The sequence below is a fragment of the Perlucidibaca piscinae DSM 21586 genome (assembly GCF_000420045.1).
GTDB lineage: Bacteria > Pseudomonadota > Gammaproteobacteria > Pseudomonadales > Moraxellaceae > Perlucidibaca > Perlucidibaca piscinae.
Genome location: NZ_ATUE01000008.1, coordinates 136,030 through 161,939, shown reverse-complemented (window position 1 = coordinate 161,939; position 25,910 = coordinate 136,030). Strand labels below are relative to the sequence as shown.

Genomic DNA, 25,910 nt, shown 5'->3' with positions numbered 1-25,910 from the left:
CAATCCTGCCCGGGCACTCAGCCCAGACGCTCTGCCACAAATGCCTTCACCGACGCCAGCGCGGCAGGCAGCGCGGCAGCATCGCTGCCACCCGCCATCGCCATGTCAGGACGTCCGCCGCCCTTGCCACCCACTTGCGCGGCAACATGACTGACCAGCTCGCCGGCCTTGACGCGAGCGATCACGTCCGGGCTGACACCCGCCACCAGACTGACCTTGCCGTCCGCCACGGTGGACAACAGCACCACCGAACTGCCGAGCTTGTTGCGCAACTGGTCGACCATGTCACGCAGGGCCTTGGCCTCGACACCATCGAGACGTGCTGCCAGCACCTGGATGCCGCCAACCTGCTCTGCCTGGCTGACCAGATCGGAGCCAGCTGCTGCAGCCAGCTTCTGCTGCAGACGCTCGGCGGCCTTTTCCAGCTCGCGCTGACGCTCGAGCGCCTGACGCACCTTGCCAACCACGGACTCGCGATTGCCTTTGACGGCCTCGGCGATCTCGGCCAGCGCCTGCTCACCCTCATTCAGCCAGGCCAGCGCGCCTTCGCCAGTACGCGCCTCGATGCGGCGAACGCCTGCGGCCACGCCGGCCTCGCTGGTGATGCGGAGCAGACCGATGTCGCCGGTACGCGACACGTGGGTGCCACCGCAGAGCTCCACCGAGAACCCGTTCTGGCCCATGCTCAGCACGCGCACCTCATCGCCGTATTTCTCGCCGAACAGCGCCATGGCGCCTTGGGCACGTGCGGTGTCGATGTCGGTGACCTGGGTGCCGACCTCGCTGTTGGCGAGGATCTGGCCATTGACACGATGCTCGATGCGGCGCAGCAGATCGCCCGGGATGGCTTCCGGATGCGAGAAGTCGAAACGCAGGTAATCGGCGCAGACCAGCGAGCCCTTCTGCTGGACATGGCTGCCGAGCAGCTCGCGCAGGGCGGCATGCAGCAGGTGGGTGGCCGAATGGTTGCGTGCGGTGGCCTGACGCAGATCGGCGCGCACGTCGGCATGCACGGCATCACCGACACGCAGATGGCCCAGTGTCACCAGCGCCTGGTGCACGTGGTGGCTGCCGGCCTTGGTGGTGTCCTGCACCTCGACCGTGGCCTGCTGGCTGCGCAGATAGCCGCTGTCGCCGACCTGCCCGCCCGACTCGGCGTAGAACGGGGTCTGATCCAGAATGATGGCAACGCGGTCGCCCTCGCGGGCCTCGTCGACGGCCTGGCCGTCACGGTAGATGGCACGCACCTGGCCACTGCCGCGGGTGTCGCCATAGCCGGTGAACACGGTCTCGCCATCGACACGGATCAGGCTGTTGTAATCGACATCGAAGCGCGAGCTGGCGCGGGCGCGCTCGCGCTGCGCCTGCATGGCACGCTCGAAGCCCTCGTGATCCAGGCTGAGGCCGCGCTCGCGCGCGATGTCGCCGGTGAGATCCACCGGAAAACCGTAGGTGTCATACAGACGGAACACGGTATCGCCCGGGATCACCGTGCCTTGCAGGCCGGCGAGGTCGGCATCGAGGATGCGCAGGCCCTGCTCCAGGGTGCGAGCAAACTGCTCCTCTTCCTGCTGCAGCACGCGCATGATGCGCATCTCCTCGCGCACCAGCTCCGGATAGGCCTCGCCCATCTCGGCAACCAGCGCCGGCACGATGCGGTAGAAGAAGGCGCCCTGGGCACCGAGCTTGTTGCCATGGCGGCAGGCGCGACGAATGATGCGGCGCAGCACGTAGCCGCGACCCTCGTTGGAAGGCACCACGCCATCGGCAACCAGGAAGGCACAGGAACGGATGTGGTCGGCCACGACCTTGAGCGAGGCCTGCGCCTCGTTGGCACAGCCGATGGCATGGGCAGCTGCCTTCAGCAAGGCCTGGAACAGGTCGATCTCGTAGTTGGCATGAACATGCTGCATGACCGCCGAAATGCGTTCCAGCCCCATGCCGGTGTCGACGCTGGGCGCCGGCAGCGGATGCAGGACACCGTCTGCGGTGCGGTTGAACTGCATGAAGACATTGTTCCAGATCTCGATGAAACGGTCACCATCCTCGTCCGGCGAGCCGGGCGGGCCGCCAGCGATGTCGGCACCATGGTCGTAGAAGATCTCGGTGCAGGGGCCGCAGGGGCCGGTGTCACCCATGGCCCAGAAGTTGTCGGAGGCATAGGGCGCACCCTTGTTGTCACCGATGCGGATGATGCGCTCGACCGGCACGCCGATCTCGTTCTGCCAGATGGCATAGGCCTCGTCATCGCTGGCGTAGACGGTGACCGTGAGCTTGTCCCTGGGGATGGCCAGCCACTGCGGCGAGGTCAGGAACTCCCAGGCATAGTGGATGGCATCACGCTTGAAATAGTCACCGAAGCTGAAGTTGCCCAGCATCTCGAAGAAGGTGTGATGACGTGCGGTGTAACCCACGTTCTCGAGGTCGTTGTGCTTGCCACCGGCGCGCACGCACTTCTGCGAGGACGCGGCGCGCGTGTACGGACGCTTGTCGACACCGAGGAAGCAGTCCTTGAACTGGTTCATGCCGGCATTGGTGAACAGCAGGGTCGGGTCATTGCCCGGAACCAAGGAACTGGAGACGACACGGGTGTGCCCCTTTTCCTCGAAAAAACGCAGGAAGGCTTCGCGAATGTCAGCGCTTTTCATCAACCACTCCGACCGACGGCAGAGCGGTGTTTCGACCAGCTCCTGCCCGACTGTGACCAGGACAGCAAAAGACCGGGGAGTATAACGTCAAGTCATGCGCTTAGGCAGCACCCGTGGCGTCGTTCTCGAGATCGCCCTGCCTGCGCAGGGCAGCCAGTGCCTGGGAGAGCGAGAAACCCCGGTATTGCAGAAAGCGGACCCGTCTGGCGCGCTCACGGTCGTCGCTGGCCGGCGCATCGCCAAAGCGGCGCCTCAGCACGTCCGTTGCCTGGGCAACCCAGTCGAGACCGGCAAGTGCCTCCGGCTCCAGCACCTGCTCGAGACCGGTCTGCTGCAGCTTCTGGCGAATGGCACGCTGGCCGCGCCCTCGTGCTAGCTGCTGACGCAGATGCAGGCTGGCCGTGCGCTGATCGTCCTGCAGACCCAGCTCGGCGAGGCGATCCAGCAGGGCATCGACATCAAGCAGGTGCAATGGTGCACCCGCCCGCTGCAGCTTGCCCAGCAGCTCGTGACGACTGTGCTCGCGACGCGCCTGCCAGGCCAGCAGACGCCCCCACCAGCGCTGGCGCTCGACCTCCGGATCCGCGACGGTGGCGGAATCCGGGTCGGTCAGATCCGGCTCAGAAGCCGGCTTCTTCGAAATCCGGCTCATCGGCAGTTTCCGGCAGCGCACCCACCGGCCCGATCAGCTGGTCACGGATCTGCGACTCGATGGTGCGCGCCACATCCGGGTTCTCCAGCAGGAACTTGCAGGCATTGCTCTTGCCCTGCCCGATCTTGCTGCCTTGGTAGGCATACCAGGCCCCCGACTTGTCGACGAGCCCGAGCTTGACGCCAAGGTCGATGATCTCGCCCTGACGATTGATGCCCTGACCGTAGAGAATCTGGAACTCGGCCTCCTTGAAGGGTGGAGACACCTTGTTCTTGACGACCTTGACGCGGGTTTCCGAGCCGATGACCTCTTCGCCTTCCTTGACCGCGCCAATGCGGCGGATGTCGAGACGGACCGAGGCGTAGAACTTCAGCGCATTGCCGCCCGTGGTGGTTTCCGGGCTGCCGAACATGACACCGATCTTCATGCGAATCTGGTTGATGAAGATGACCAGGCAATTGGAGCGGTTGATGTTGCCGGTGATCTTGCGCAGCGCCTGCGACATCAGGCGGGCCTGCAGACCGACGTGCATGTCGCCCATCTCGCCCTCGATCTCGGCCTTGGGCGTCAGCGCGGCAACCGAGTCGACGACAATGATGTCGACCGAGTTCGAGCGCACCAGCATGTCGGTGATTTCCAGCGCCTGCTCACCGGTGTCCGGCTGCGACACCAGCAGGTTCTCGATGTCGACACCGAGCTTGGCGGCATAGGACGGATCGAGCGCATGCTCGGCGTCAACGAAGGCAGCCGTGCCACCGGCACGCTGGCAGGCGGCAATGACCTGCAGGGTCAGCGTGGTCTTGCCCGACGATTCCGGACCGTAGATCTCGACGATGCGCCCCTTGGGCAGACCACCGATGCCGAGCGCGATGTCGAGACCCAGTGAACCGGTGGAAATGGCCGGGATGGCTCCCTTCTCGGGCTGATCGCCGAGGCGCATCACCGAGCCTTTGCCAAACTGCTTCTCGATCTGGGCCAACGCGGCATTCAGGGCCTTCTGCTTGTTTTCGTTCATCGGCGGATCCTCGCAAAGGGCGTCTCCGGAAAGGGGATCATCCGGAATGACTGTCTATGTGTACAGTATTATGGCACAGGGCATGGCGCATCGCCAGTCGACATTCATGCCAATCGTCGCAACAACCCCTGCAGGGCATGCGCCACGGTGGCACGGCGAATCTGCGCACGATCTCCGGGAAACACGCAGGACTCCGTGTCGACACCCAGCGGCCCTGCCCAGGCGAACCAGACCAGCCCCACCGGCTTGTCCGCTGTGCCGCCATCCGGCCCGGCAATGCCGCTGACGGCAATGGCCCAGTCGGCACCGGCATGCCGGCCCGCCCCCGCCGCCATGGCGGCGGCAACCGGCGCCGAGACGGCACCATGCACGGCAAGATCCGCGTCGGCGACGCCCAGGGCAGAGACCTTGGCGGCATTGCTGTAGACCACCCAGGCCTGGCGAAACCAGGCCGAGCTGCCCGCCACCCGGGTGATGGCCTCGGCAATGCCGCCCCCCGTGCAGGACTCGGCGGTGGTCACGGTGAGCGCCCGCTGCCGCAGGCGCTGTCCCAGCATTGCCGCCAGTTCCGTGATGTCACTTTCGCGGGTCATGCCGCGTCCTCCTGTCAGCTGTCCGTCGGCGCGGATAAATGGGTATGCTCGTGCTCCAGGAAAATCCCGTTGCGACCTTCTTTGCGCACTGTTCGTGAGGCTACCCGATGTTGAACTTCAGCTACCAGAATCCCGTGAAAGTGATCTTCGGCAGTGGCGTGACCGCCCAGCTCGCCCGCGAGGTGCCTGCCGGCAGCCGCGTCCTGGTGACCTATGGCGGCGGCAGCGTGGTCAGCAACGGGACCCTGGCCGAGGTACGCGCCGCCCTGACCGCCTGCCATGTCGTGGAGTTCGGCGGCATCGAGCCCAATCCGCACATCGAGACCCTGCTGCGCGCGGTCGAGGTGGTGCGCGCCGAAGCCATCGACTTCCTGCTTGCCGTGGGCGGGGGGTCGGTGATGGACGGCACCAAGTACATCGCGGCGGCAGCCTGCCACGACGGTGACGTCATGGAGATCACCCGCACGCGCGGACGCTGCATCCGTCGCGCCCTGCCCCTGGGCGTGGTGGTCACGCTCGCCGCCACCGGCTCGGAAACCAACAACGGCGGCGTCGTCACCCATGCCGCCACGCACACCAAGTCGGCCTTCTTCAGCCCGCTGCTGTTTCCCCGCTTCGCGGTGATGGACCCGGCACGCACCCTGACCCTGCCGGTGCGCCAGGTCAGCAACGGCGTGGTGGATGCATTTGTTCACGTCATCGAGCAGTACCTGACCTATCCGGTCAACGGCAAGATCCAGGACCGCTTTGCGGAAGGCATTCTGCTGACCCTGATCGAGGATGGCCCCAAGGCGCTGTCACAGCCCGACGATGTCGAGGTGCGCGGCAATCTGATGTGGGCCGCCAGCCAGGCGCTCAACGGACTGATCGGCGCCGGCGTGCCGCAGGACTGGGCCACGCACATGCTCGGCCATGAGCTGACCGCCCTGCACGGGCTGGATCATGCCCAGACCCTGGCTGTCGTGCTGCCGGCCATGCTCGAGGCGCGACGTGACGCCAAGCGCGCAAAGCTTCTGCAGTATGCCGAACGTGTCTGGGGGCTGATGCCGGTTGATGACGAAGGCGCGGACGGCGAGGAGCAGCGCATCAGCACCGCGATTGCCCGCACGCGTGCCTTCTTCGAGTCGCTGCAAGTGCCGACCCGTCTGTCGGCCTACGGCATCGGTGCCAACGCCATCGACGCCCTGGTCGCGCAACTTGAGGCACATCGCATGACCGCACTGGGCGAGCGTCAGGATGTCGATCTGGCGCTGTCTCGCCGGGTCTACGAGGCCTGCCTGTGATGGCCGGCTTCCGTTTCGCGACCTGTCCGCGCCTAGTCTGCGAACAGGGTGGCAGTGCCCAGCTCGGCAGCCTCGCCAGCGAGCTGGGGCTGCGTCATGCCTTCGTGGTCACTGACCGCTTCCTGCATGACCAAGGTCTGCTGGGGCCGGCGCTGACCAGCCTGGAGCAGGCCGGCATCCGCGTCACTCTCTACCACGACGTGCAGGCCGATCCGCCGGAAGGCGTGGTGCAGGATGCCGTCGCTCGCGCCACCAGCGCCGGCATCGATGGCGTCATCGGCTTCGGTGGCGGCAGCTCGCTGGATACCGCCAAGCTGGTCGCCCTGCTCGCGCGCAGTCCGCAGGACATCGCGTCCATCTACGGCGTGGACCTGGCGCGCGGGCCGCGCTGGCCGCTGATCCAGGTGCCGACCACGGCCGGCACCGGCTCCGAAGTCACCCCCATCGCCATCCTGACCACCCCGTCCGACGAGAAGAAGGGGGTGGTATCGAATGCCCTGTATCCGGACATCGCCGTGCTCGACAGCACGCTGACCCTGGGCCTGCCTGCGGCCATCACCGCCATGACCGGCATCGACGCCATGGTGCATGCCATCGAGGCCTACACCAGCCGGCACCGTAAGAATCCGGTGTCGGATGCCCTCGCCCGCCAGGCCCTTGCCTCGCTCTACCACAACCTGCCTCGCGTGCTCGCCGACGGTCGCGATGCCGCGGCCCGGGAAGCCATGCTGCTCGGCTCGCTGCTCGCCGGCATGGCCTTTGCCAACGCGCCGGTGGCGGCGGTACATGCCCTGGCCTATCCGCTGGGCGGCCTGTTCCATCTGCCGCACGGCCTGACCAACGCCCTGGTGCTGGCGCCGGTGCTGGCGTTCAACCGTGAAGCGGCATGCGCCGCCTATGCCGAGCTGGAACGCTGCCTGGACCCCGATGCCAGCCGTGATGACCAGATCGCCTCGCAGGCCTTCGTGGCACGCATGACGGCACTGGTTGCCGCCATGCCCTTCGGCCGGCACCTGAGCGACCACGGCGTGACCGAAGCTGACCTGCCACGTCTCGCGCGCGATGCCATGGCCGTGCAGCGCCTCCTCGTCAATAACCCGCGCGAGGTCACCGAAGCCGACGCGCTGGCGCTCTACCGCGCCGTGCTCTGAGACCGCCACATGTCACTCAAGACCCTGACCCGCGCCGACTTCCGGCATGTCCAGCGCATCGACACGCGCTGGATGGACAACGACATCTACGGTCACGTCAACAACGTGAACTACTACAGCTACTTCGACACCGCGGTGAACCGAACCCTGATCGAGGCCGGCGTGCTCGACATCCATCGCGGCGTGGTGGTCGGCTTCGTGGTCGAGACCCAGTGCCAGTATTTCCGCCCGATGGCGTTTCCGGACATCGTGCATGCCGGCATACGCGTGACCCAGCTCGGCAGCCGCAGCGTGCGCTACGAAGTCGGCCTGTTCCGCAATGACGAAGACACGCCATCGGCCGCCGGCCACTTCGTGCATGTCTACGTGGATCGTGCCAGCGGGCAGTCGACGGCGATTCCTGCCGCTACCCGCGACTTTCTCGCCACGCTGCTCGTAGACACGCACGCGACACCAGAGGCCACGACATGACTGCCTGCAACAACCCGCTGCTGCGTGACCTGGCATTCATCGGCGGCCACTGGCTGCCCGCTGCGGACGGTGCTCGCCATGCCGTGCACAATCCGGCCACCGGCGAGCTGCTGGCCGAGGTCCCGGACTGCGGTCATCGCGAGACGCAGGCGGCCATCGATGCTGCCAGCGCCGCCTTCCCGGCCTGGCGTGAACTGGCCGCCAAAGAGCGTGGCCGCGTGCTGCGTCGCTGGCATGACCTGGTGATGGCGAACCAGGAGGATCTGGCCACGCTGATGACCCTGGAACAGGGCAAGCCGCTGGCCGAGGCACGTGGCGAGGTCGCCTACGGGGCCGGATTCATCGAGTGGTTCGCCGAGCAGGGCCGGCGCCTGCAGGGTGATGTCATGGCCGCGCCCGTGGCCGACAAGCGCATCGTCGTGCTGCAGCAGCCAGTCGGCGTCACCGCCGCGATCACGCCCTGGAACTTTCCGGTCGCGATGATCACCCGCAAGGCCGCACCGGCACTGGCCGCCGGCTGCGCCATGGTGATCAAGCCCGCCGAGGCCACGCCGCTGTGCGCCCTCGCGCTGGCGGCCCTGGCCGAGCAGGCGGGCATTCCGGCCGGCGTGCTCAGCGTGGTCACCACATCACGTCCGGCCGAGGTCGGTGCCGTGCTCACGAGCGATGCGCGCGTGCGCAAGCTGTCCTTCACCGGCTCCACCGCCGTCGGCAAGCGCCTGATGGCCGACTGCGCCGGAACCGTCAAGCGCCTGTCGCTGGAGCTGGGCGGCAATGCCCCGTTCATCGTGCTAGCGGATGCCGATCTGGACGCTGCCGTGCAAGGCGCACTGGCCTCGAAATACCGCAATGCCGGCCAGACCTGCGTCTGTGCCAACCGCTTCCTGGTTCACGAGAGCATCCACGACGCCTTCGTCGACAAGCTGGTCGCCGCTGTCGCTGCACTGCCGGTTGCCCAGGGCATGGATCCGGTCAGCCGCATCGGCCCGCTGATCAATGCCGCCGCCGTGGCCAAGGTCGAGCGCCTGGTGCAGGCAGCCCTGCAGGAGGGTGCCGTGGCCCGCCTGGGTGGCACCCGGCACCCTGCCGGCGCCTTGTTCTACACCCCCACCGTGCTCACCGACGTGCGCGCCGACATGGCGGTGATGCGCGAGGAAAGCTTCGGCCCGGTGGCTCCGGTACTGCGCTTCAGCACCCTCGACGAGGCCGTGGCACTGGCCAATGACACCCCGGCCGGCCTCGCTGCCTACCTCTACGGCAATGACCTGCGCACGGTATGGCGCCTCGCCGAGCGTCTGGAATACGGCATGGTCGGCATCAACGACGGCATCATCTCCAACGAGGTCGGTCCTTTCGGCGGCGTCAAGGAATCCGGCCTCGGCCGCGAGGGCTCGGTCTACGGCATCGAGGAATACGTCGAGAAGAAGACCCTCTGCCTGGGCGGTTTCTGAGCGGATGAACTTGCCGTGCTGCAGCCTGCCCTGGTGGCGACTGCGTTGATCCTGTGGCGCGGGTGGGCCGGAGGCGGGTGAAACCGTGCGAGGCATGGATGCCGAGCCGAGCCCCAGGGATGGGTTCACGCGTGTTTCACCCGCCTCCGGCCCACCCGCGCCACTTTCCTCTGCAGTCGTCAGGCAAGCAACCACCAAAACACGATGATTGTTACAGTTGACAATGGCACATAGCGCCGGTACCGTCTGCTCATCGGTGACTGCAGAGTCACTTCACGCGAGACGACAGACCATGACCCGCTCCACCATCGCCACCCCCGACGTGATCACGATCAAGCCCACCCGCATGGACTTCACCTTCGATGCCGACACGGTGCCGGATTACTGGGCGTTCAAGGATCCGTTCTGCACCCATTTCATGGGCGCGCTGTCGACGCTGTTCCCGGTCGGCGAACGCTTCTTCGTGGATTCGGTGCGGGCGCTGCACGAGCACGCCGGTGGTGCGGTGACGAGCAAGGACATTTCCGGCTTCATCGGTCAGGAAGCCATGCACTCGCTTGAGCACGTCAGCATGAACGCCATGCTCGAAGCCAAGGGCCTGCCGGCACTGCAGGGCGAGAAATTCACCCTCGGCCTGCTCAACCTGGCCCGTCGCATCCTGACCCCGCGTCAGCAGCTGGCAGTGACCGTGGCGCTGGAGCATTTCACCGCCATCATCGCCAACCGACTGCTGACCGATGCCAACATCATGGACAACCTCTCCGACGAGATGCGTCCGATCTGGATGTGGCATGCCATCGAGGAAACCGAACACAAGGCCGTGGCCTTCGACCTCTACCAGAACGTGCCGGGTAACAACCACGCCGAACGCGTGGTGTTCCAGGTGCTGGCCACGGTGATCCTGGCGGCGGTGGTGGCTGCCTTCCAGGTCTGGTTCATGGCCCGCGACAAGCAGCTGTTCAACCTGCGCAGCTGGGCTTTTGGCCTGAAGACGCTGTTCAACGGCCGTGCCGGGGTGCTCAGCGGCCTGGCTGGCGAATACCTAGATTTCTTCAAGCGCGACTTTCATCCCTGGGAGCACGAGAACAGCGCGCTGGTGGCCTACTGGCGTGAACGTCTGGACGGCGCGCGCGCGCAGGCTGCCTGACCGCCGCGCGTCGCCCCATGAAAAAGCCCCGGCCCGCTGCGGTGGACCGGGGCTTTTTCGTTTCAGGGCTGGCGGCTGCCCTGGGGCGACTCAGGCGCGACGGGCGTTGTCGACCAGTGCCGTGGTGATCGGCTGCCAGACGCCAGCCGGCAGGTCATGCCCCATGCCATCGATCATCACCAGTCGTGACCCCGGGATGGCCCTGGCAACCGCCTTGCCGCAGGCTGGCCGCACCAGCGGATCCTGGGTGCCGTGGATCACCACGGCGGGCTTGCGGATGCGCTGGCTGAAGGGCTTCAGGCTTCCGGTACCGAGAATGGCATTGAACTGGCGCACCACACCCGCAGGATGGTAGCTGCGCTGGTAGAGATCCGAGGCCATCTCGTGCAGCTCGTCTTCCGTGAACGGATAGCGCGGGCTGCCGATCAGCCGCATCAGCCGCTTCGACGAGGCGATAATCTGCTCCGGCGTCGCGTCCTTGCCCGGACCGGTCATCAGCGCCTTCAGTGCCCACAGCTTCGGCAGCGGCAGCATGGCCTCGTTGGTGCTCGAGAAGATGATGCCCAGCGAACGCACGCGCTGCGGGTAGGTGGCCGCAACCAGCTGCGAGATCATGCCGCCCATGGAGCCACCGACCAGATGCACGGAGGGCAGTTGCAGGAACTCGATCAGGCCGTTCACGTCGGCAGCCATGTCATGCAGGGTATAGGGAACCGGGCTGGACAGGCCGAGCTGGGCGCGCACGAAGCGCTTCCACACCGGACCGCGCACGCGCAGATGTGACAGCCGCGAGGACAGGCCGATGTCGCGGTTGTCGAAGCGGATGACCCGGAAGCCCTGCTCAACCAGCTGACGGCAGAAACCGTCCGGCCACAGCGTGAGCTGGGCGCCCAGCCCCATCACCAGCAGCAGTGGCGGATGCAGCACATCACCCATGTCCTCGTAGGCCAGTTGCAGGCCGTTGGTCTCGGCGATGCCGCGACGGATTTCCATGTCATTGCCTCCCGGGCACGGTAGCGGGCGGCACCCAGCCACCCAGATCGGTTTGCAGCGCCAGCGCCACTGCCAGCCCCAGATGGTCGTTGCCTTCGGCGGCGATGACCTGGACACCGGTCGGCACGCCGTCGCCATTGAGGCCGGTCGGCACCGAGGTGCCGGGCAGCGAGAGCGCGTTGAAAATGGCGCAGTTGACGAAGTTGAACGGCGGCAGCATGGCCTGGTAGTGGCGCGGCGCCACCGTCGGGTACGGCGGCGTGATCAGTACGCCGTCATCACCCAGCGCGTCCTCGAGCTGGCGCTTGAGGGTCAGTGCCTGGTCACGCAGCTTGCGGGTGCGGCCCGGCGTCCACTCCGGCAGCCGTTCGAACAGGGTCAGGGCAATGAGCGGGAAGGTGTGCTGCGAACGACCGATCGCGAACCGGCCGAGCTCGCGCAGCGGAACCCGGGGATCGCGCGATCCGAACATGTGATCGGCAAAGGTGTTCTCGCTGTTGGCAGTGGCCAGCATCGCCGTCCACAGGTCCAGGGCCTTGGCCATCAGCGGCAGATGCACGGCCTCGACACGGGCGCCGCGCTCGACAAGCGCACGCACGGCACGGTCACGCGCGCCGAGCTGATCCTCGTCCGGCGTGATCGCCAGCTCGCGGGCGAACTGCAGCACGCGCAGACGGCTGACATCGACGGCGTCGACCGGCTTCAGGCGATCGCCATCGGCGCCGGCAAGAATACGCAGCAGCGGCTCCAGATCCTCGGCACGACGGCACAGCGGCCCGGTGGACAGGTGCCGGTCGATGTCACCGGACGGCCCCGGGAACTGGCCCTCGTTGGGCACCAGACCGGGCGAGCACTTGTGGCCGAAGACGCCGTTGAAGAAGGCGGGCATGCGAATCGAGCCGCCGACATCGCCGCCGAGGCCGAACGGTGACGCGCCGCTGCCGACGATGCAGCCCTCGCCGCCGGAGGAGCCGCCGACGGTGCGGGTGACGTCATACGGGTTGTTGCTGCGGCCGTAGACCTTGTTGAAGCTCTCCATCCACATGCACAGCTCGGAGGTGTTGGTGACGCCAAGCGGGATGGCGCCGGCGGCACGCAGACGCGCCACGGTCGGGGCGTCCTCGGCGACCTTGCGGCCGATGCGGCTGACCAGGCCGGCGGTGTTGGGCATGCCGGCGAAATGGAAGTTCTCCTTGATCGTGCAGGGCACGCCAAGCAGCGGCGACAGCTGGTCCTGGCTGCCGGTGGCACGTGCGTCAGCGAGTTCGGCATCAGCGGCGCGGGCCTCGTCGCGGGCGGCGGCGAAGCGGTCCGCCACCACCGCGTTGAGCGCCGGATTGACCGTGCGGATGTATTCGATGTGGGCATCAACCAGCGCCAGCGAGGTGGTTTCACCCGCGCGCAGGCGACGCGCCAGCTCAGTCGCGGAAACCCGGAAAATATCAGACATGGATTATTGCCAGAATGAAAGACCCGTCGACTTTGCCGCAGTCGCCGGCACGATGCAATAATCCCTGACTTCTTTCACCCGGGCGCCCTGCTGCCATGTCCGACGCCGAGCGTATCCGCCTCATCGATGCCCTGCTGCCGCAGACCCAGTGCGGTCAATGCGGGCATCCCGGCTGCCGCCCCTATGCCGAAGCGATTGCCGCCGGCGAGGCCATCAACCACTGCGTGCCGGGCGGCCAGGCGACCATCGATGCGCTGTCCGACCTGCTGCAGACGCCCAGCCTCGCGCTGGATCCGGAATACGGCGTGGCTCCGACGCAACGCCTGGTGGCGTTCATCCGTGAAGCCGAGTGCATAGGCTGCACCAAGTGCATCCAGGCCTGCCCGGTGGATGCCATCGTCGGCGCCGCCAAGCGCATGCACACCGTGATGGTAGATGAGTGCACCGGCTGCGACCTGTGCCTGGCGCCCTGCCCGGTCGACTGCATCGACATGGTACCCGGGCCCGCGGTGCCGCTGACCTGGCATGCCCCGGCAAGGATTGATCCCCGAAGCGGCATCGCCAGCCTGCCACCGGCCACGCCCGATGCCATGCAACTGGCGGCCCGGGCTCGCGCCGAACGCGCGCGGCAGCGCTTCGAAACGCATCAGGCACGGGTGGCACGACAGCAGGCGCAACGCCGGCGACCGGGCGCCGTGGCCACGTCACAAAATCCGCTCACGGCAGCCACGGCAGGCAGCGAGACGCGACCGGATACCGGCCCTCTGCTGATTGCCGCTGCCATGGCGCGCAGTCAGCTGCGCAAGCTGGAAAAGCAGCGTGCCGCGCTGCAGGCGCGTGGCGCCGACACGCAGGCGCTGGATGCGCAGATGCCGGCACTTCAGGACGCCGTGACGACAGCCGAAACCGCGCTGGCCGCTGCGGAGCGCGGGGACCTGCCAGCGGGCGTGACGATCACGACGGACACGCTGCCAGCATCCGGTCTCGCAACCGATGCGCCATATGCCGCCACATCGGCTCAGCCCCCCCGCAGCGGCCCCGGTCGGCACCGGGTGCGCACGACCGGGGAAATCCGCTGACCGCGAGAGCGCTCAGCGTCAGTTCACCATGCGTGCGCGCATGCTGACGAGGTAGCGCAGACGCTCCGGCAGGTGCTTGGTGAACGACGACACCGCCTTGTTGACCACGCCCGGCACGCAGATGGACTCGCCGGCGCAGACTGCCTGCCAGCCCGCCTTGACCACCGTGTCGGCATCCTGCCAGAGAATGCGGGGCAGCCGGTTGGCCCAGTCGCGGGTGCCCTGGGTGTCATGGAACTCGGTCCAGGTGAAGCCCGGGCAGAGCGCGGTGACATGCACGCCAGCGGGCTTCATCTGCAGGTCCAGGGCCTGCGACATGTTCAGCACGTAGGACTTGATGCCGGTGTAGAGCATGCCCGGCGAGTTCGGCGCGAACGCCGCCAGTGACGACACGTTGATGATGCGTCCCCAGCCGCGCGTGACCATGCCGCGTCCGAAGCGATGGCAGAGTTCGGTGAGGCCGGTGACCATGACTTCCAGCATGGCGCGCACATCCTCGACCGGGTAGTTGAGGAAGGACACGGGCTCGGCCAGACCGGCATTGTTGATGAGGATGTCGACGGTGAACTGGTGCGCGCTGGCCTGGGCCTCGATCATTGCCGCCGCCTGCGGCTGACCCAGATCCAGCGGACAGACCAGCACCCGAATGCCATGCTTTCCCGACAGCTCGTCCGCCAGCGCCTGCAGGCGATCAGCACGGCGCGCGACCAGCATCAGGTCATGGCCCTCGGCAGCCAGCAGGCGGGCAAAGGCCTCGCCCAGACCGGCGGAAGCGCCGGTGATGAGTGCACCGCGTTTGCTTGTGGTCATGTCTCATGTCCTCGTCATGGCTTGCGGAAGATGTCGAACGTTACCACTGTTCGTGGGCGGACTGATGCGTAGAATGCGATCATCTGACCACGCGACATGTCCAACATGATCACGCTGCCTGCCGTCTACGGACTCTATCTGCTGACCCTGATGCGTGACCGCGGTCACGACCCGGACAGCCTGCTCGCCGGCACCGGTCTGGATGCCACCCGCCTCGGTGAACAGAGCGAGCGCATCAGCGGTGCGCAGTACGCGACCCTGCTGGTGAATGCCGTGCGCATCAGCGCTGATCCCGGCCTGTGTTACGAGCTGGGTCTGCGCAGCCCGCTGACCAAGCACGGCTTTGTCGGCTTCGGCCTGATGAGCTGCGCCAATCTGCGCGACGCCATCGATCTGGGGCAGCGCTACCTACATGCCCGCGTTCCGCTGTTCGACACCCGGGTCAGCATCGAGGATGCCCAGGTCGTTGTTGATCTGCAGCCACGCGTCGACCTGGGTCCGGCACGCGAGTTCACGCTCAGCCTGGTGGTGATCGAGCTGTGCTGCCTGTTCAGCCGCCTGATCAGTGATCACAAGCCTCCTGCCAGCTGGCGCAGCGAGATTCATCTGCCCTTTCCCGAGCCGGCCCACCATGCCGCTTGGCGTGACCGGCTTCCGCCCATGCACTTCAACCGGGCGAGCACGCAGATACGCTTTCCGGAAGCGCTGCTGGACCAGCCTATCGCCACTGCCAATCCGGTGGCTGCCCAGATGGCCATCGCCCAGTGCGACCAGGAGCTGGCGAGTCTGCAGAGCGGCAGCGGCCTGCATGACCAGGTCTGCCGACAGCTGGTGTGCCAGGATGGTCGCTACCCGGATCTGGCCACCGTGGCGCGCCAGCTCTGCCTGTCCGAGCGCACCCTGAAGCGCCGGCTGCAGCTGGAAGGTCTGGGCTTCCAGACACTGCTCGACCAGGTCCGCGAACGTGACAGCAAACGCCTGCTGGCCCGCCCGCAACTGTCGGTTGATCAGGTCGCCGAAGCCGTGGGCTACCGGGATCCGGCCAATTTCACGCGCGCCTTCCGCAAATGGACGGGGATCTCGCCACGCGCCTGGCGGCAGCAGCCAGACCTGGCTGAGCACCGTGACACTGGCCCGAAATGACAGTTATTCGACCTGATTTCCCCTCACGGTGACCTGCGCACGCGACTAGCCTGTGTGACAAGCCCCCATGAGGAACACCCGTGATGTCACTCCCGCTGGATCCCGCCCGCATGACTGATGCGGAAAAAGCCGAACACATCAAGTCCACCGTGCTGGCAGCCGGTGTCGCCCTGCGTCAGCGCCATCCCTGGTTGCGCCACCAGGACGCCATCGGTGCCGGCATCCTGGTTCTCTCCCTGCTGGGCATGATCGCCAGCGGCAGCCTCTACGTGCAGGGCCTGATCCCCTGGTGGCTGTGCGTGCCGCTGACCGCGCTGTTCGCGTCATTCATCCATGAGCTGGAGCACGACCTGATCCACCTGATGTACTTCCGCAAGACGCCTTGGGCCAACAGCCTGATGCTGGCCCTGGGCTGGCTGGCGCGCGCCAGCACAGTGAGTCCGTTCGTGCGCCGCAAGCTGCACTTGCATCATCACAAGTTCTCCGGCACCGAGTCCGACCTCGAGGAGCGCGGCATCACCAATGGCGAGCGCTGGGGACTGAAGCGCCTGCTCATGACCGGTGACAACATGCTTGCCGTGTACTTGCGACCGCTGACGATGGTGAAAGCCACCAAGGCCTACATCAAGGCGCAGAAGCCGGCCTCGCTGGCCGAGGCACGGGCCATGGGAAGGCAGCAACTGCATGCCTACTTCCCGCTGGGCAACCTGTACTACCTGCTCTTCCACACCTGGGTGGTCAGCCATGTCGTGCTGTTCCTGCTGCCACTGGCCGGCGTGACCGTGGCCCTGCCCGCCATGGCGGAAAGCCTGCTGGCCTTCCTCGACGTGTTCGCGGTGGTCTATGCCCTGCCCTGCCTGCTGCGCACGTTCTGCCTGCACTTCATCAGCTCCAACATGCACTACTACGGTGATGTCGAGGCGCGCAACGTCATGCAGCAATGCCAGGTACTGAACGTCTGGTGGCTGTTCCCGCTGCAGCTGTTCTGCTTCAACTTCGGCAGCACGCACGCCATCCACCACTTCGCGGTCAAGGAGCCGTTCTACATCCGCCAGTGGAATGCGCGCATCGCGCACCAGGTCATGCGCGAGATGGGCGTGCGCTTCAACGACCTTGGCACCTTCCGGCGCGCCAACCGCTTTCACGGCGCGACCCAGGCCCGTGTCGAGACACCGGTCACCACTGCCTGACACAACGGGCTAGAATGGGTGCCTGTCTTGAGCACGGCACCCGTTCATGAACCGCGACAAACGCCACGCCATCTTCACCCGTCTGCGCGCGCACACCCCCGAGCCGCGCACCGAACTGAACTACGACACGCCTTTCCAGCTGCTGATCGCCGTGCTGCTGTCAGCGCAAGCCACGGATGTCAGCGTCAACAAGGCCACCGGCCCGCTGTTCGCCGTCGCCGGCACACCGGAAAAGATGTTGGCGCTGGGTGTCGATGGCCTCAAGAGCTACATCAAGACCATCGGCCTGTTCAACACCAAGGCCGAGAACGCCATCAGGACCTGCGAGATCCTTCTGCGCGAGCATGGCGGCCACGTGCCGCAGACGCGGGAGGCGCTCGAGCGCCTGCCCGGCGTTGGTCGCAAGACCGCTAACGTGGTGCTCAACACCGCGTTCGGGCAACCCGTCATTGCCGTCGATACGCACATCTTCCGGGTCAGCAACCGCATTCCGCTGGCGCGCGGCAAGGATGTCGATGCCGTCGAGGCCGGCCTGATGCGCCATGTGCCTGCCGAATTCAGGCAGGATGCACACCACTGGCTCATCCTGCACGGACGCTATACCTGCATTGCCCGCAAGCCTCGCTGCGGCAGCTGCGTGATCGAAGACCTTTGCGAATACCGGGAAAAGAACCATGACTGAGACCGTCACGCCGCGTGCGCAGGCCACACCGAACTCGCCCCCCGTGGCTGCCGACGGCACGGCACCGGCCCGCCCCGCACCGCCTCGCCGCAAGCGCTGGTTCTGGCGCATCCTGCTCGCCAGCATCGTGCTCTGGCTGGGTCTGGTCACAGCTGCCGAACTGATCTGGCCGGACTGGGTGGAGAAACGCATATCGCAGGAACTCAGCCAGCGTCTTGGCGTGACCATTTCCCTGGACAAGGTCACCACGGACGCACTGGATGGCGTCCTGCACCTGCATGGCCTGCAGATATCCGACCAGGGCAAGCCGCTGGCCGGATTCGATGAGATGCGACTGGACTACTCCTGGCTCAGCCTGTTCAGCCCGGTGGCCCTGATCGAGGATGCCACGCTGGTCGGCCCGCGCATCCATGCCCACCTCGATGCACAAGGACAGCTCAACCTGCTGCGCCTGCTGCCGGAGCCCAGCGCCGAACCCGCTGAACCGGCACGCTGGCACATCGCCCGCCTGCGCATCCGCGACGGTCTGCTCGACATCCGGGACTTCCGGGTCGCGCCGGCGCGCAGCTTCACGCTGACGCCATGGTCATTCGAGCTTGTCGACATCGGCACTGAGTCCGCCAACGGACTGGCCGAGCTGCATGGCGACCTCGCCGATGGCGGACGGCTGGACTGGACCGGCAAGGTGACACTGCAGCCCTTCCAGTCCTCAGGACGCCTGCAAGTGCAGAACATGGCGCTGCCGGAGCTGATGCGCTGGATTCCGGATGGCATCCCGGTACGCATCGCCAATGGCCGCCTGAGCGTGGACCTGGGCTACGAGGCCGCGCTGGAGCCGACACCGAACCTGAAGCTCATCGACAGCGGCATTGCCCTCGATGATCTCGAGGTGGATGCCGAAAGCCGCGATCTGGCCCGGCTGCAATCCTTGCGCGTCAACGGCATCGGCCTGTCATGGCCGGAGGCGCTCTGGTCGGTGGACAGCATCCTCGTTGACGGTGGCAGCTTCCTGCTCGAGCGCGACAGCAACGGACTTTTCAGCCTGCAGAAGATTCTGGCCAGCGCTCCGGCCCGTCGCGACGTGACACCTGCCAGCAAGCGGGAATCCGCCGGACCGGCCTGGAAAGGCAGCCTGAAAAATGCCCGCATCAGCGACATCATGGTGCGCTTCCGGGACGCCAGCACCCGCCCGCTGACCGAAATGACGCTGGGGCCGCTCAGCATGTCGACCACGCCGGGGCGCAGGAACAACCAGGACACCCTGGCACTGCTGCTGGATACCCGACTCAACGAGACCGGGAGCCTGCGTCTGGACGGACTCGTTGGCATGCCCTCGCCCCTGCCTGATGGCAGGGCCGCCTCGCCGTTCTTCAAGGGTGACCTGCGTCTGGCCGATGTCGCCCTCAACCGGCTGCAGGGTTACATCACGCCACTTGCCCATGTGCGCATGCAGAGCGGCGCGCTGGGGCTGCAGGGACAGGCAAGCTGGCAGGCCGCCGGCAATCCGGCCTGGCAATGGCAGGGAGACATCGGGCTGAGCGATCTGCAGCTGCAGGACAGTCGCAGCAATACTCCGCTGCTGCGTGCACGAGCCCTGCGCGCCAACGGCCTTTCGGTGCAGGGAGAACCCAACCGGGTACGCCTGCAGCAGCTGCTGCTGGACCAGCCCTTCCTGCGTGTCGTTCAGCAGGCTGATGGCCAGATCAATCTCGCCACGCTGGCAAGGACTGCAGCGGCTGCATCCCCTGCCTCGGCCGCTACCACGCTGACCGCCGCCGGTCGTACAGGTACGGGCAACGGTGACTGGCCGGTACAGGTCGATGCCGTGGTCATGCGCAATGGCAACGTGGTCATCCGTGACCAGGCCATCACGCCGGAGTTCGCCTTCAACCTGCGTCGCATCGATGCACGACTCGGCAACATCCGTCTGCCCGCATCACAGCCGGTCAGCATCGATCTGCAGGCACAGCTGCCACCACTGGGACGCATCCAGGTCAGCGGCAAGGCGGTCGCTGATGGCGCAAAACCGGAAATGGACCTCACCCTGAAGGCCAGCGACCTGGATCTTACCAGCCTCAGCCCCTACACCGGACGTTACGCGGGCTACCGGGTCGAGAAAGGTCGACTCGACGCAGGCCTCAAGTACGCGATCAGCAACCGCAGGCTGACCGCCGAAAACGACATTCTGCTCAAGGGCTACACCTGGGGCGACAAGGTCGAGTCAGCCGATGCCACCGGTCTGCCGGTGCGCCTGGCCGTGGCTCTGCTCAAGGACGTCAACGGCAACATAGACATCAACCTGCCCCTGTCAGGCAGTCTGGATGACCCCCAGTTCAAGGTCTGGCCGCTGGTCTGGCAAACGCTTGGCAACCTGATCACCCGTGCTGCGGCTGCCCCGTTCAAGATGCTCGCCAGCCTCGCCGGTGGCGGCAGCGATGAAGATGTCGGACAGATAGGCTTTGCCGCCGGCAGCAGCACACTGGATGCCACTGCCCAGGCACGCGTGACCAAGCTTGCGGACGCGCTGAAATCGCGCCCTGGCCTGCAGCTGGAAGTGGCAGGCATGGCCGACCCGACTGCCGATGCTGCCGCCATCCTCGCGCAGCGCCAGGCTGCCGGCGAGAAAAAACCGCAGCTGGATGGCTCCGAACTGCCACGCCTGGCCCAGGCGCGTGCCAACCAGATTCTGTCGGCACTGACCACGGCGGGCGTTCCCAGCGAACAGATCTTTCGACTGGACAGTGGCGAGACCAGTGCCAGCAACGGCGTGGTCAATCTGGCCCTGAACGTGCGGGTGCCATGAATCCGGCGTGTTGACTCAGGGCTCGACGACTGATCAGGCTGTGCGCCAGGCGGAGTGTCCTCAGCTCATCTGGTAACACCAACACTGGGTTGAAGCCAACGTTGGTGTTACCAGATGCAGTGGCACAGCATCCCGACACAGTAACGGACTCCCGTCACCCACCCTCACGCGCACCCCATAAAAAAACCGGCCTGCAAAGGCCGGTTTTTTTATGCGCAGGAATGCGACGCTTACTTGAGCAGGGCGCGACCGTTGTTGGCGGCGATGCGCATGCGCAGGGCGTTGAGCTTGATGAAGCCGGCGGCATCGGCCTGGTTGTAGGCGCCACCATCATCTTCGAAGGTCGAGATGCGGGTGTCGAACAGCGAGTTCGATTCGCTCTTGCGGCCGACCACGATGACATTGCCCTTGTACAGCTTCAGGCGCACCATGCCGTTCACGTGCACCTGCGACTCGTCGATCAGGCCCTGCAGCAGCAGACGCTCCGGCGACCACCAGTAGCCGTTGTAGATCAGCGAGGCGTAGCGCGGCATCAGCTCATCCTTGAGGTGAGCGACTTCGCGGTCCAGGGTGATCGATTCGATGGCGCGGTGGGCACGCAGCAGGATGGTGCCGCCCGGAGTTTCGTAGCAGCCGCGCGACTTCATGCCGACGTAGCGGTTCTCGACCAGGTCGAGACGGCCGATGCCGTTGGCGCCGCCGATCTGGTTCAGCTTCGTCAGCACGGTGGCCGGGCTCAGGCGCTCGCCGTCGATGGCGACGACATCGCCGTTCTCGAAGGTCAGGTCGATGTAGGTGGCGACATCCGGTGCCTTTTCCGGCGACACCGACCAGCGCCACATGGACTCTTCGCACTCGGTCCACGGGTCTTCCAGCACACCGCCCTCGTAGGAGATGTGCAGCAGGTTGGCGTCCATGGAGTACGGCGACTTCTTGCCGGCCTTGGCGAAATCAATGGGGATGTCACGCTTCTGCGCGTAGGCCATCAGCGTCTCGCGCGAGGTCAGGTCCCACTCGCGCCACGGTGCGATGACCTTGATGCCGGGCTTGAGTGCGTAGGCGCCAAGCTCGAAACGCACCTGGTCATTGCCCTTGCCGGTGGCGCCGTGCGAGATGGCATCGGCGCCAGTCTCGTTGGCGATCTCGACCAGGCGCTTGGCGATCAGCGGACGCGCGATCGAGGTGCCGAGCAGGTACTCGCCCTCGTAGATGGTGTTGGCACGGAACATCGGGAACACGAAGTCGCGCACGAACTCCTCGCGCAGGTCCTCGATGAAGATGTCCTTGATGCCCATGGCCTGGGCCTTGGCACGCGCCGGCTCGACTTCCTCGCCCTGACCCAGGTCAGCGGTGAAGGTGACGATTTCGCACCCGTAGTTGTCCTGCAGCCAACGGACGATGACGGAGGTATCCAAACCCCCGGAATAGGCCAGAACCACTTTCTTGATATCAGACATGTCGGACTCGCGGGAAGACGAAAGGCGGCGGAGGCGCCGGGTAAGCAGGCGCGAATTGTACGCGAAAGCCGCGACGCGTGAAATCGCCCTGCGGCGAGATCACGCCACATGCCTAGAGGGGCTCGGCAACCATCACGCGATGACGTCCGCCGGTCTTGGCGGCATACAGCGCCTTGTCGGCGCGGTCGATCAGCTGCATCGGCGCCATGTGATCATCAGGTACCACCGTCGCCACGCCCAGGCTCAGCGTGACATGACGCCCCACGCTGGAGGCCTTGTGCGGCATTGCGGCGCGATCAACCGCCTGCAAAAGCTGGGTGGCCAACGCCTGCGCGCCCTCCGTGTCGGTATTCGGCAGCAGCATCACGAACTCCTCGCCACCATAACGCGCCGCCAGATCGGTAGGCCGCGTGGCGACCTGACGCATCAGGCCACCGACCTGCACCAGGGCCTTGTCGCCAGCGATATGCCCGTGGTTGTCATTGTAGGCCTTGAAGTGATCGACATCGGCCAGCACCAGTGACAGCGGCTGGTGCTCGCGACGGGCGCGCTCCCACTCGATCAGGAAACTGTCATTGAAATGCCGGCGGTTGGCGAGACCGGTGAGACCGTCCTCCCGCGCCAGCTGCACCAGGCGCTCCGACAACCGGTTGAGCTGGCGGCGCTCCAGATCGAGCAGGCGAGATTGCAGGAACAGCCGACGCTGTCGCACCTCGATCACGTAACCGGTACCTATGCCGACGAAGTTGGCCAGACCCGCATACTGGGCGAACAGCCACCAGTCAAAGCGTAGATCCATTCCCCAGATCAGCAGGCTGGACAGCAGCATGCCGCCAATGCCGATGAAGGCCGTCACCGCCAGCGGCAGGCTCGACACGCCATAGACCAGCTGCAGCACGAAGATGACCACATAGGTGCTGCCTTGCCGCAAGGACTCGTCAAGCAGACTCGCGGTAGTGAGGTTGACCATCACCAGCAGGCCCGTAATCACGCAGAGGGTCACCGGCACGAAGAAACGCTGCAGCCAGGGCTGCTGCACGGCCATCACCATGGCCAGCAGGCCGAGAGCAGAGCCGAAACCGTTCACCAGCAGAAGATGCAGATCTTCCGGTGGCGCGATCCAGATGCCGCCGACAATGTACTTGGACACCAGCATCAGGGTGATGGCAACCACCATCATGAACAGAAGTCCGTAGTTCTCGCGTATGGTGTTCATGGCCTGGCTGAGCATGGTGCGCTGCAGGTGCGGCTCCAGCGCCGGCGGGAAACGCAGGGGCATGAACTTGCGCGACAGCAGATCCCGAACCTGGTCGTACTCGGCCTCCCAGGCCGCTGCACTGCTCTCTCGCCCCGCCTTGTCCGCCGCCATGCTTTTCTCTGCTGCCATGGTGTCTCCCGCTTTGCCCCTGACCCGGCATCCGGTAGCCTATGCCCCTTTGCCGCATTTGACGAGTCCGGACAGGCCATGAATCAGCTCACTATCACCCGACCCGATGACTGGCATGTGCACCTGCGTGATGGCGACCTGCTGACGCATACCGTTCCTGCCATGGCACGCTACTTCGGCCGCGCCATCGTGATGCCCAACCTGGTGCCGCCGGCGGTCAATGCAGCCCAGGCCGGCGCCTACCGCGAACGCATCCTTGCCGCCCGTCCGGCCGGCTCCCGCTTCGAGCCGCTGATGGTGCTCTACCTCACGGACAGCACCTCCGCCGAGGACATACGCGCGGCCAAGGCCAGCGGCTTCGTGCATGCCGTCAAGCTCTATCCGGCCGGCGCCACCACCAACTCGCAGTCCGGTGTCACCGACATCCGCAAGGTTGACGACGTGCTGGCGGTGATGGCCGAGGTCGGCATGCCGCTGCTCATCCATGGCGAGGTCACCCACAGTGACATCGACATCTTCGAACGCGAGAAGGTTTTCCTGGATACCATCCTGGCACCGTTGGTGGCCCGTCACACGACGCTGCGCGTGGTGCTCGAGCACATCACCACCGGCGATGCCGTCGACTTCGTGATGAGCGCGCCGGACCGCGTCGGCGCCACCATCACCGCGCATCACCTGCTGTTCAACCGCAATCACATGCTTGCCGGCGGCATACGCCCGCACTTCTACTGCCTGCCCATCCTCAAGCATGGTCGCCACCAGCGCCGCCTGATCGAGGCGGCCACCAGCGGCAACCCGAAGTTCTTCCTCGGTACCGACAGCGCGCCGCACGCCAAGGGCGCCAAGGAAAGCGCCTGCGGCTGCGCCGGCTCCTACACGGCGCACGCTGCCATCGAGCTCTATGCCGAAAGCTTCGAGCAGGCCGGTGCACTCGACAGGCTGGAAGGCTTTGCCAGCCACTTCGGCGCCGACTTCTACGGCCTGCCCCGCCACCAGGACACCATCACCCTGGTCAAGGACGCCTGGCCGGTACCGGCCAGCTACCCGTTCGGGAGCAGCGAGGTCGTGCCCGTGCGCGCCGGCGAGTCGATTGCCTGGCGCGTGCTGTCGTGAGACGACTGCGATGACCGACATGCCGCTGGGCATGACCCTGACGCCGGCACCGGATGACGCGGCAACGCCGGACTGGGCCGCCGTGCGCGAGCGCTTTCGCGGCTTTCTGCCCATCGTGGTGGATGTCGAGACCGGCGGCTTCGAATCCGGGCGTCATGCCCTGCTGGAGATTGCCGCCGTGGCCGTGCTGCCCGATGCCAACGGGCAGTGGGCACCGGCACAGACCTTTCAGGCCCATCTGGTTCCCGAGCCCGGCCTCGAGCTGGATCCGGCCGCGCTGAAATTCAACGGCATCAATCCCTCCCACCCGCTGCGCTTCGCGGTCAGCGAACATGACGGCCTGCATGCCCTGTTCGCCAGCCTGCGCAAACTGCAGAAGGACGCCGGCTGCAAGCGCTGCATCCTGGTCGGGCACAACGCGCACTTCGACCTGGGCTTCGTCAATGCCGCCATCGCGCGCCAGGGCTTGAAGAACCAGTCACCCTTCCATCCGTTCTCGGTGTTCGACACCGTCACCCTGGCCGGCCTGGCACTGGGCCAGACCGTGCTCGCCAAGGCCTGCGAGGCCGCCGGCATCGCCTACAGCCACGGCGAGGCGCACTCGGCGCTCTACGACGCCGGCGTCACGGCCGAGCTGTTCTGCCACGTGCTCAACCGCTGGCCAGCGGCGGCAATACCGGCAAGCGCGTGAAGGTGTCGCGCAGTCCGCGCGACCAGGCCTGACGAATCTCCCGGTAATACGCATCGTTCTCGTCGAAACGCCGGCGCTGGCGCGTGTCGAAGCTGTCACGCAGGTACAGCATCAGGTCAATCGGCAGACCCACCGACAGGTTGGAACGAATGGTCGAGTCAAACGAGATCAGCACGCAGGTAGCGCCCTCCGGCAACGCCGTGTCGTAATCCACGACGCGGTCGATGATGGGCTTACCGTACTTGGACTCGCCGATCTGGAAATAGGGCGTATCGGGCGTGGCCTCGATGAAGTTGCCTTGCGGGTAGACATTGAACAGGCGTGGCGCCTCGCCGGCTATCTGTCCGGCCACCAGAAAGGAGCTGCCGAAGTCGATGCCCGCATTCATGCCCGTCGCCGAAGCATCGCGTGCAACCACCTCGCGCAACACCGCCCCCACCATGACCGCCGCCTCGTATAGGGACGGCACCGAGACGATGGCCGGCAAGCCGTCTTCGCCGCGCCGCCCCTGCAGCAGCGACAGCACGCTCTGCGTGGTGGCGAGATTGCCCGCCGACATCAGCACCACGACTGCCTGCCCCGGCTTTTCCAGCACGCGCATCTTGGTGAAGGTGGCGATGTGATCCACCCCGGCGTTGGTGCGCGTGTCCGAGGCCAGCACCAGACCCTCGGCCAGGTTCAGCGCCACACAATAGGTCATG

At 65.9% G+C, this 25,910-nt stretch carries 22 protein-coding genes; 12 read left to right on the top strand and 10 right to left on the bottom strand.

Features of this window, described 5'->3' with window-relative positions; translation table 11 throughout:
- Positions 1 to 17 precede the first annotated feature (17 nt).
- The 4 genes from alaS to F595_RS0109955 form a co-directional block, all read right to left on the bottom strand.
- On the bottom strand, positions 18 to 2,648 hold the full coding sequence (alaS, locus tag F595_RS0109970; RefSeq protein WP_022956729.1) for an alanine--tRNA ligase: 2,631 nt from the start codon (positions 2,646 to 2,648) through the stop codon (positions 18 to 20).
- 100 nt (positions 2,649 to 2,748) lie between these two features.
- On the bottom strand, positions 2,749 to 3,300 hold the full coding sequence (locus F595_RS0109965; RefSeq protein WP_022956728.1) for a regulatory protein RecX: 552 nt from the start codon (positions 3,298 to 3,300) through the stop codon (positions 2,749 to 2,751).
- A complete protein-coding gene (gene recA / locus F595_RS0109960) occupies positions 3,269 to 4,315 on the bottom strand; it encodes a recombinase RecA (RefSeq protein ID WP_022956727.1) in 1,047 nt (348 codons plus the stop codon). The genes F595_RS0109965 and recA overlap by 32 nt, the downstream gene beginning before the upstream one ends.
- Before the next feature lie 104 nt (positions 4,316 to 4,419).
- Positions 4,420 to 4,908, bottom strand: a complete 489-nt coding sequence (locus F595_RS0109955; RefSeq protein WP_022956726.1) for a CinA family protein — start codon at positions 4,906 to 4,908, stop codon at positions 4,420 to 4,422.
- Between the two features lie 107 nt (positions 4,909 to 5,015).
- On the opposite strand from F595_RS0109955, the gene F595_RS0109950 reads away from it, so the two are divergent.
- The 5 genes from F595_RS0109950 to F595_RS0109930 all read left to right on the top strand — a co-directional run bounded on the left by F595_RS0109950 (position 5,016) and on the right by F595_RS0109930 (position 10,411).
- Positions 5,016 to 6,191 carry an iron-containing alcohol dehydrogenase gene (locus F595_RS0109950; protein WP_022956725.1) on the top strand — a complete coding sequence of 392 codons (1,176 nt, stop codon included), beginning with the start codon at positions 5,016 to 5,018 and terminating at the stop codon, positions 6,189 to 6,191.
- Positions 6,191 to 7,342, top strand: coding sequence for an iron-containing alcohol dehydrogenase (locus tag F595_RS0109945; RefSeq protein WP_022956724.1), 1,152 nt, complete (start codon positions 6,191 to 6,193; stop codon positions 7,340 to 7,342). Before F595_RS0109950 ends, F595_RS0109945 begins: the two co-directional genes overlap by 1 nt.
- A 9-nt stretch (positions 7,343 to 7,351) precedes the next feature.
- On the top strand, positions 7,352 to 7,813 hold the full coding sequence (locus F595_RS0109940) for an acyl-CoA thioesterase (RefSeq protein WP_022956723.1): 462 nt from the start codon (positions 7,352 to 7,354) through the stop codon (positions 7,811 to 7,813).
- The gene (locus F595_RS0109935) at positions 7,810 to 9,264 is read left to right on the top strand and encodes an NAD-dependent succinate-semialdehyde dehydrogenase (protein WP_022956722.1); all 1,455 of its coding nucleotides are present in this window, start codon (positions 7,810 to 7,812) and stop codon (positions 9,262 to 9,264) included. The genes F595_RS0109940 and F595_RS0109935 overlap by 4 nt, the downstream gene beginning before the upstream one ends.
- Before the next feature lie 292 nt (positions 9,265 to 9,556).
- Positions 9,557 to 10,411: a metal-dependent hydrolase gene (locus tag F595_RS0109930; RefSeq protein WP_022956721.1), complete on the top strand. Its 855-nt coding sequence runs from the start codon at positions 9,557 to 9,559 to the stop codon at positions 10,409 to 10,411.
- A 90-nt stretch (positions 10,412 to 10,501) separates the two neighbouring features.
- On the opposite strand, the gene F595_RS0109925 is transcribed toward F595_RS0109930, so the two are convergent.
- Both F595_RS0109925 and F595_RS0109920 read right to left on the bottom strand, forming a co-directional pair.
- The gene (locus F595_RS0109925) at positions 10,502 to 11,404 is read right to left on the bottom strand and encodes an alpha/beta fold hydrolase (protein WP_022956720.1); all 903 of its coding nucleotides are present in this window, start codon (positions 11,402 to 11,404) and stop codon (positions 10,502 to 10,504) included.
- Between the two features lies 1 nt (position 11,405).
- On the bottom strand, positions 11,406 to 12,854 hold the full coding sequence (locus tag F595_RS0109920; protein ID WP_022956719.1) for an amidase: 1,449 nt from the start codon (positions 12,852 to 12,854) through the stop codon (positions 11,406 to 11,408).
- 95 nt (positions 12,855 to 12,949) lie between these two features.
- Here F595_RS0109920 and rsxB point away from each other — a divergent pair, with 95 nt between their 5' ends.
- Complete coding sequence (gene rsxB / locus F595_RS13700) at positions 12,950 to 13,933, top strand: electron transport complex subunit RsxB (RefSeq protein WP_022956718.1); 984 nt, start codon at positions 12,950 to 12,952, stop codon at positions 13,931 to 13,933.
- 18 nt (positions 13,934 to 13,951) lie between these two features.
- Here the strand turns inward: rsxB and F595_RS0109910 are convergent, their stop codons facing one another.
- Complete coding sequence (locus F595_RS0109910; RefSeq protein ID WP_022956717.1) at positions 13,952 to 14,743, bottom strand: SDR family NAD(P)-dependent oxidoreductase; 792 nt, start codon at positions 14,741 to 14,743, stop codon at positions 13,952 to 13,954.
- Between the two features lie 96 nt (positions 14,744 to 14,839).
- On the opposite strand from F595_RS0109910, the gene F595_RS13695 reads away from it, so the two are divergent.
- The 4 genes from F595_RS13695 (at position 14,840) to F595_RS0109890 (ending at position 20,561) form a co-directional block, all read left to right on the top strand.
- On the top strand, positions 14,840 to 15,886 hold the full coding sequence (locus F595_RS13695) for an AraC family transcriptional regulator (protein ID WP_022956716.1): 1,047 nt from the start codon (positions 14,840 to 14,842) through the stop codon (positions 15,884 to 15,886).
- 110 nt (positions 15,887 to 15,996) lie between these two features.
- Positions 15,997 to 17,076, top strand: a complete 1,080-nt coding sequence (locus tag F595_RS0109900) for a fatty acid desaturase (RefSeq protein WP_228126954.1) — start codon at positions 15,997 to 15,999, stop codon at positions 17,074 to 17,076.
- Positions 17,077 to 17,122: 46 nt separating this feature from the next.
- The gene (nth, locus tag F595_RS0109895) at positions 17,123 to 17,758 is read left to right on the top strand and encodes an endonuclease III (protein WP_022956714.1); all 636 of its coding nucleotides are present in this window, start codon (positions 17,123 to 17,125) and stop codon (positions 17,756 to 17,758) included.
- Positions 17,751 to 20,561: a DUF748 domain-containing protein gene (locus F595_RS0109890; protein ID WP_022956713.1), complete on the top strand. Its 2,811-nt coding sequence runs from the start codon at positions 17,751 to 17,753 to the stop codon at positions 20,559 to 20,561. Before nth ends, F595_RS0109890 begins: the two co-directional genes overlap by 8 nt.
- 230 nt (positions 20,562 to 20,791) lie before the next feature.
- Here F595_RS0109890 and F595_RS0109885 read toward each other — a convergent pair whose 3' ends face one another.
- Both F595_RS0109885 and F595_RS14260 read right to left on the bottom strand, forming a co-directional pair.
- Positions 20,792 to 22,018, bottom strand: coding sequence for an argininosuccinate synthase (locus F595_RS0109885; RefSeq protein ID WP_026913475.1), 1,227 nt, complete (start codon positions 22,016 to 22,018; stop codon positions 20,792 to 20,794).
- Between the two features lie 112 nt (positions 22,019 to 22,130).
- A complete protein-coding gene (locus tag F595_RS14260) occupies positions 22,131 to 23,405 on the bottom strand; it encodes a GGDEF domain-containing protein (RefSeq protein WP_084682979.1) in 1,275 nt (424 codons plus the stop codon).
- A gap of 78 nt (positions 23,406 to 23,483) precedes the next feature.
- Here F595_RS14260 and pyrC point away from each other — a divergent pair, with 78 nt between their 5' ends.
- Together pyrC and rnt are read left to right on the top strand one after the other, a co-directional pair.
- Positions 23,484 to 24,518, top strand: coding sequence for a dihydroorotase (gene pyrC / locus F595_RS0109875; protein WP_022956710.1), 1,035 nt, complete (start codon positions 23,484 to 23,486; stop codon positions 24,516 to 24,518).
- A gap of 31 nt (positions 24,519 to 24,549) precedes the next feature.
- The gene (rnt, locus tag F595_RS0109870; protein ID WP_051144696.1) at positions 24,550 to 25,209 is read left to right on the top strand and encodes a ribonuclease T; all 660 of its coding nucleotides are present in this window, start codon (positions 24,550 to 24,552) and stop codon (positions 25,207 to 25,209) included.
- On the opposite strand, the gene F595_RS0109865 is transcribed toward rnt, so the two are convergent.
- Positions 25,169 to 25,909 (bottom strand): proteasome-type protease, encoded by a 741-nt coding sequence (locus F595_RS0109865; protein ID WP_026913474.1) that lies wholly within the window; start codon positions 25,907 to 25,909, stop codon positions 25,169 to 25,171. The two genes, rnt and F595_RS0109865, sit on opposite strands and share 41 nt — an antisense overlap.
- Position 25,910: the final 1 nt, after the last annotated feature.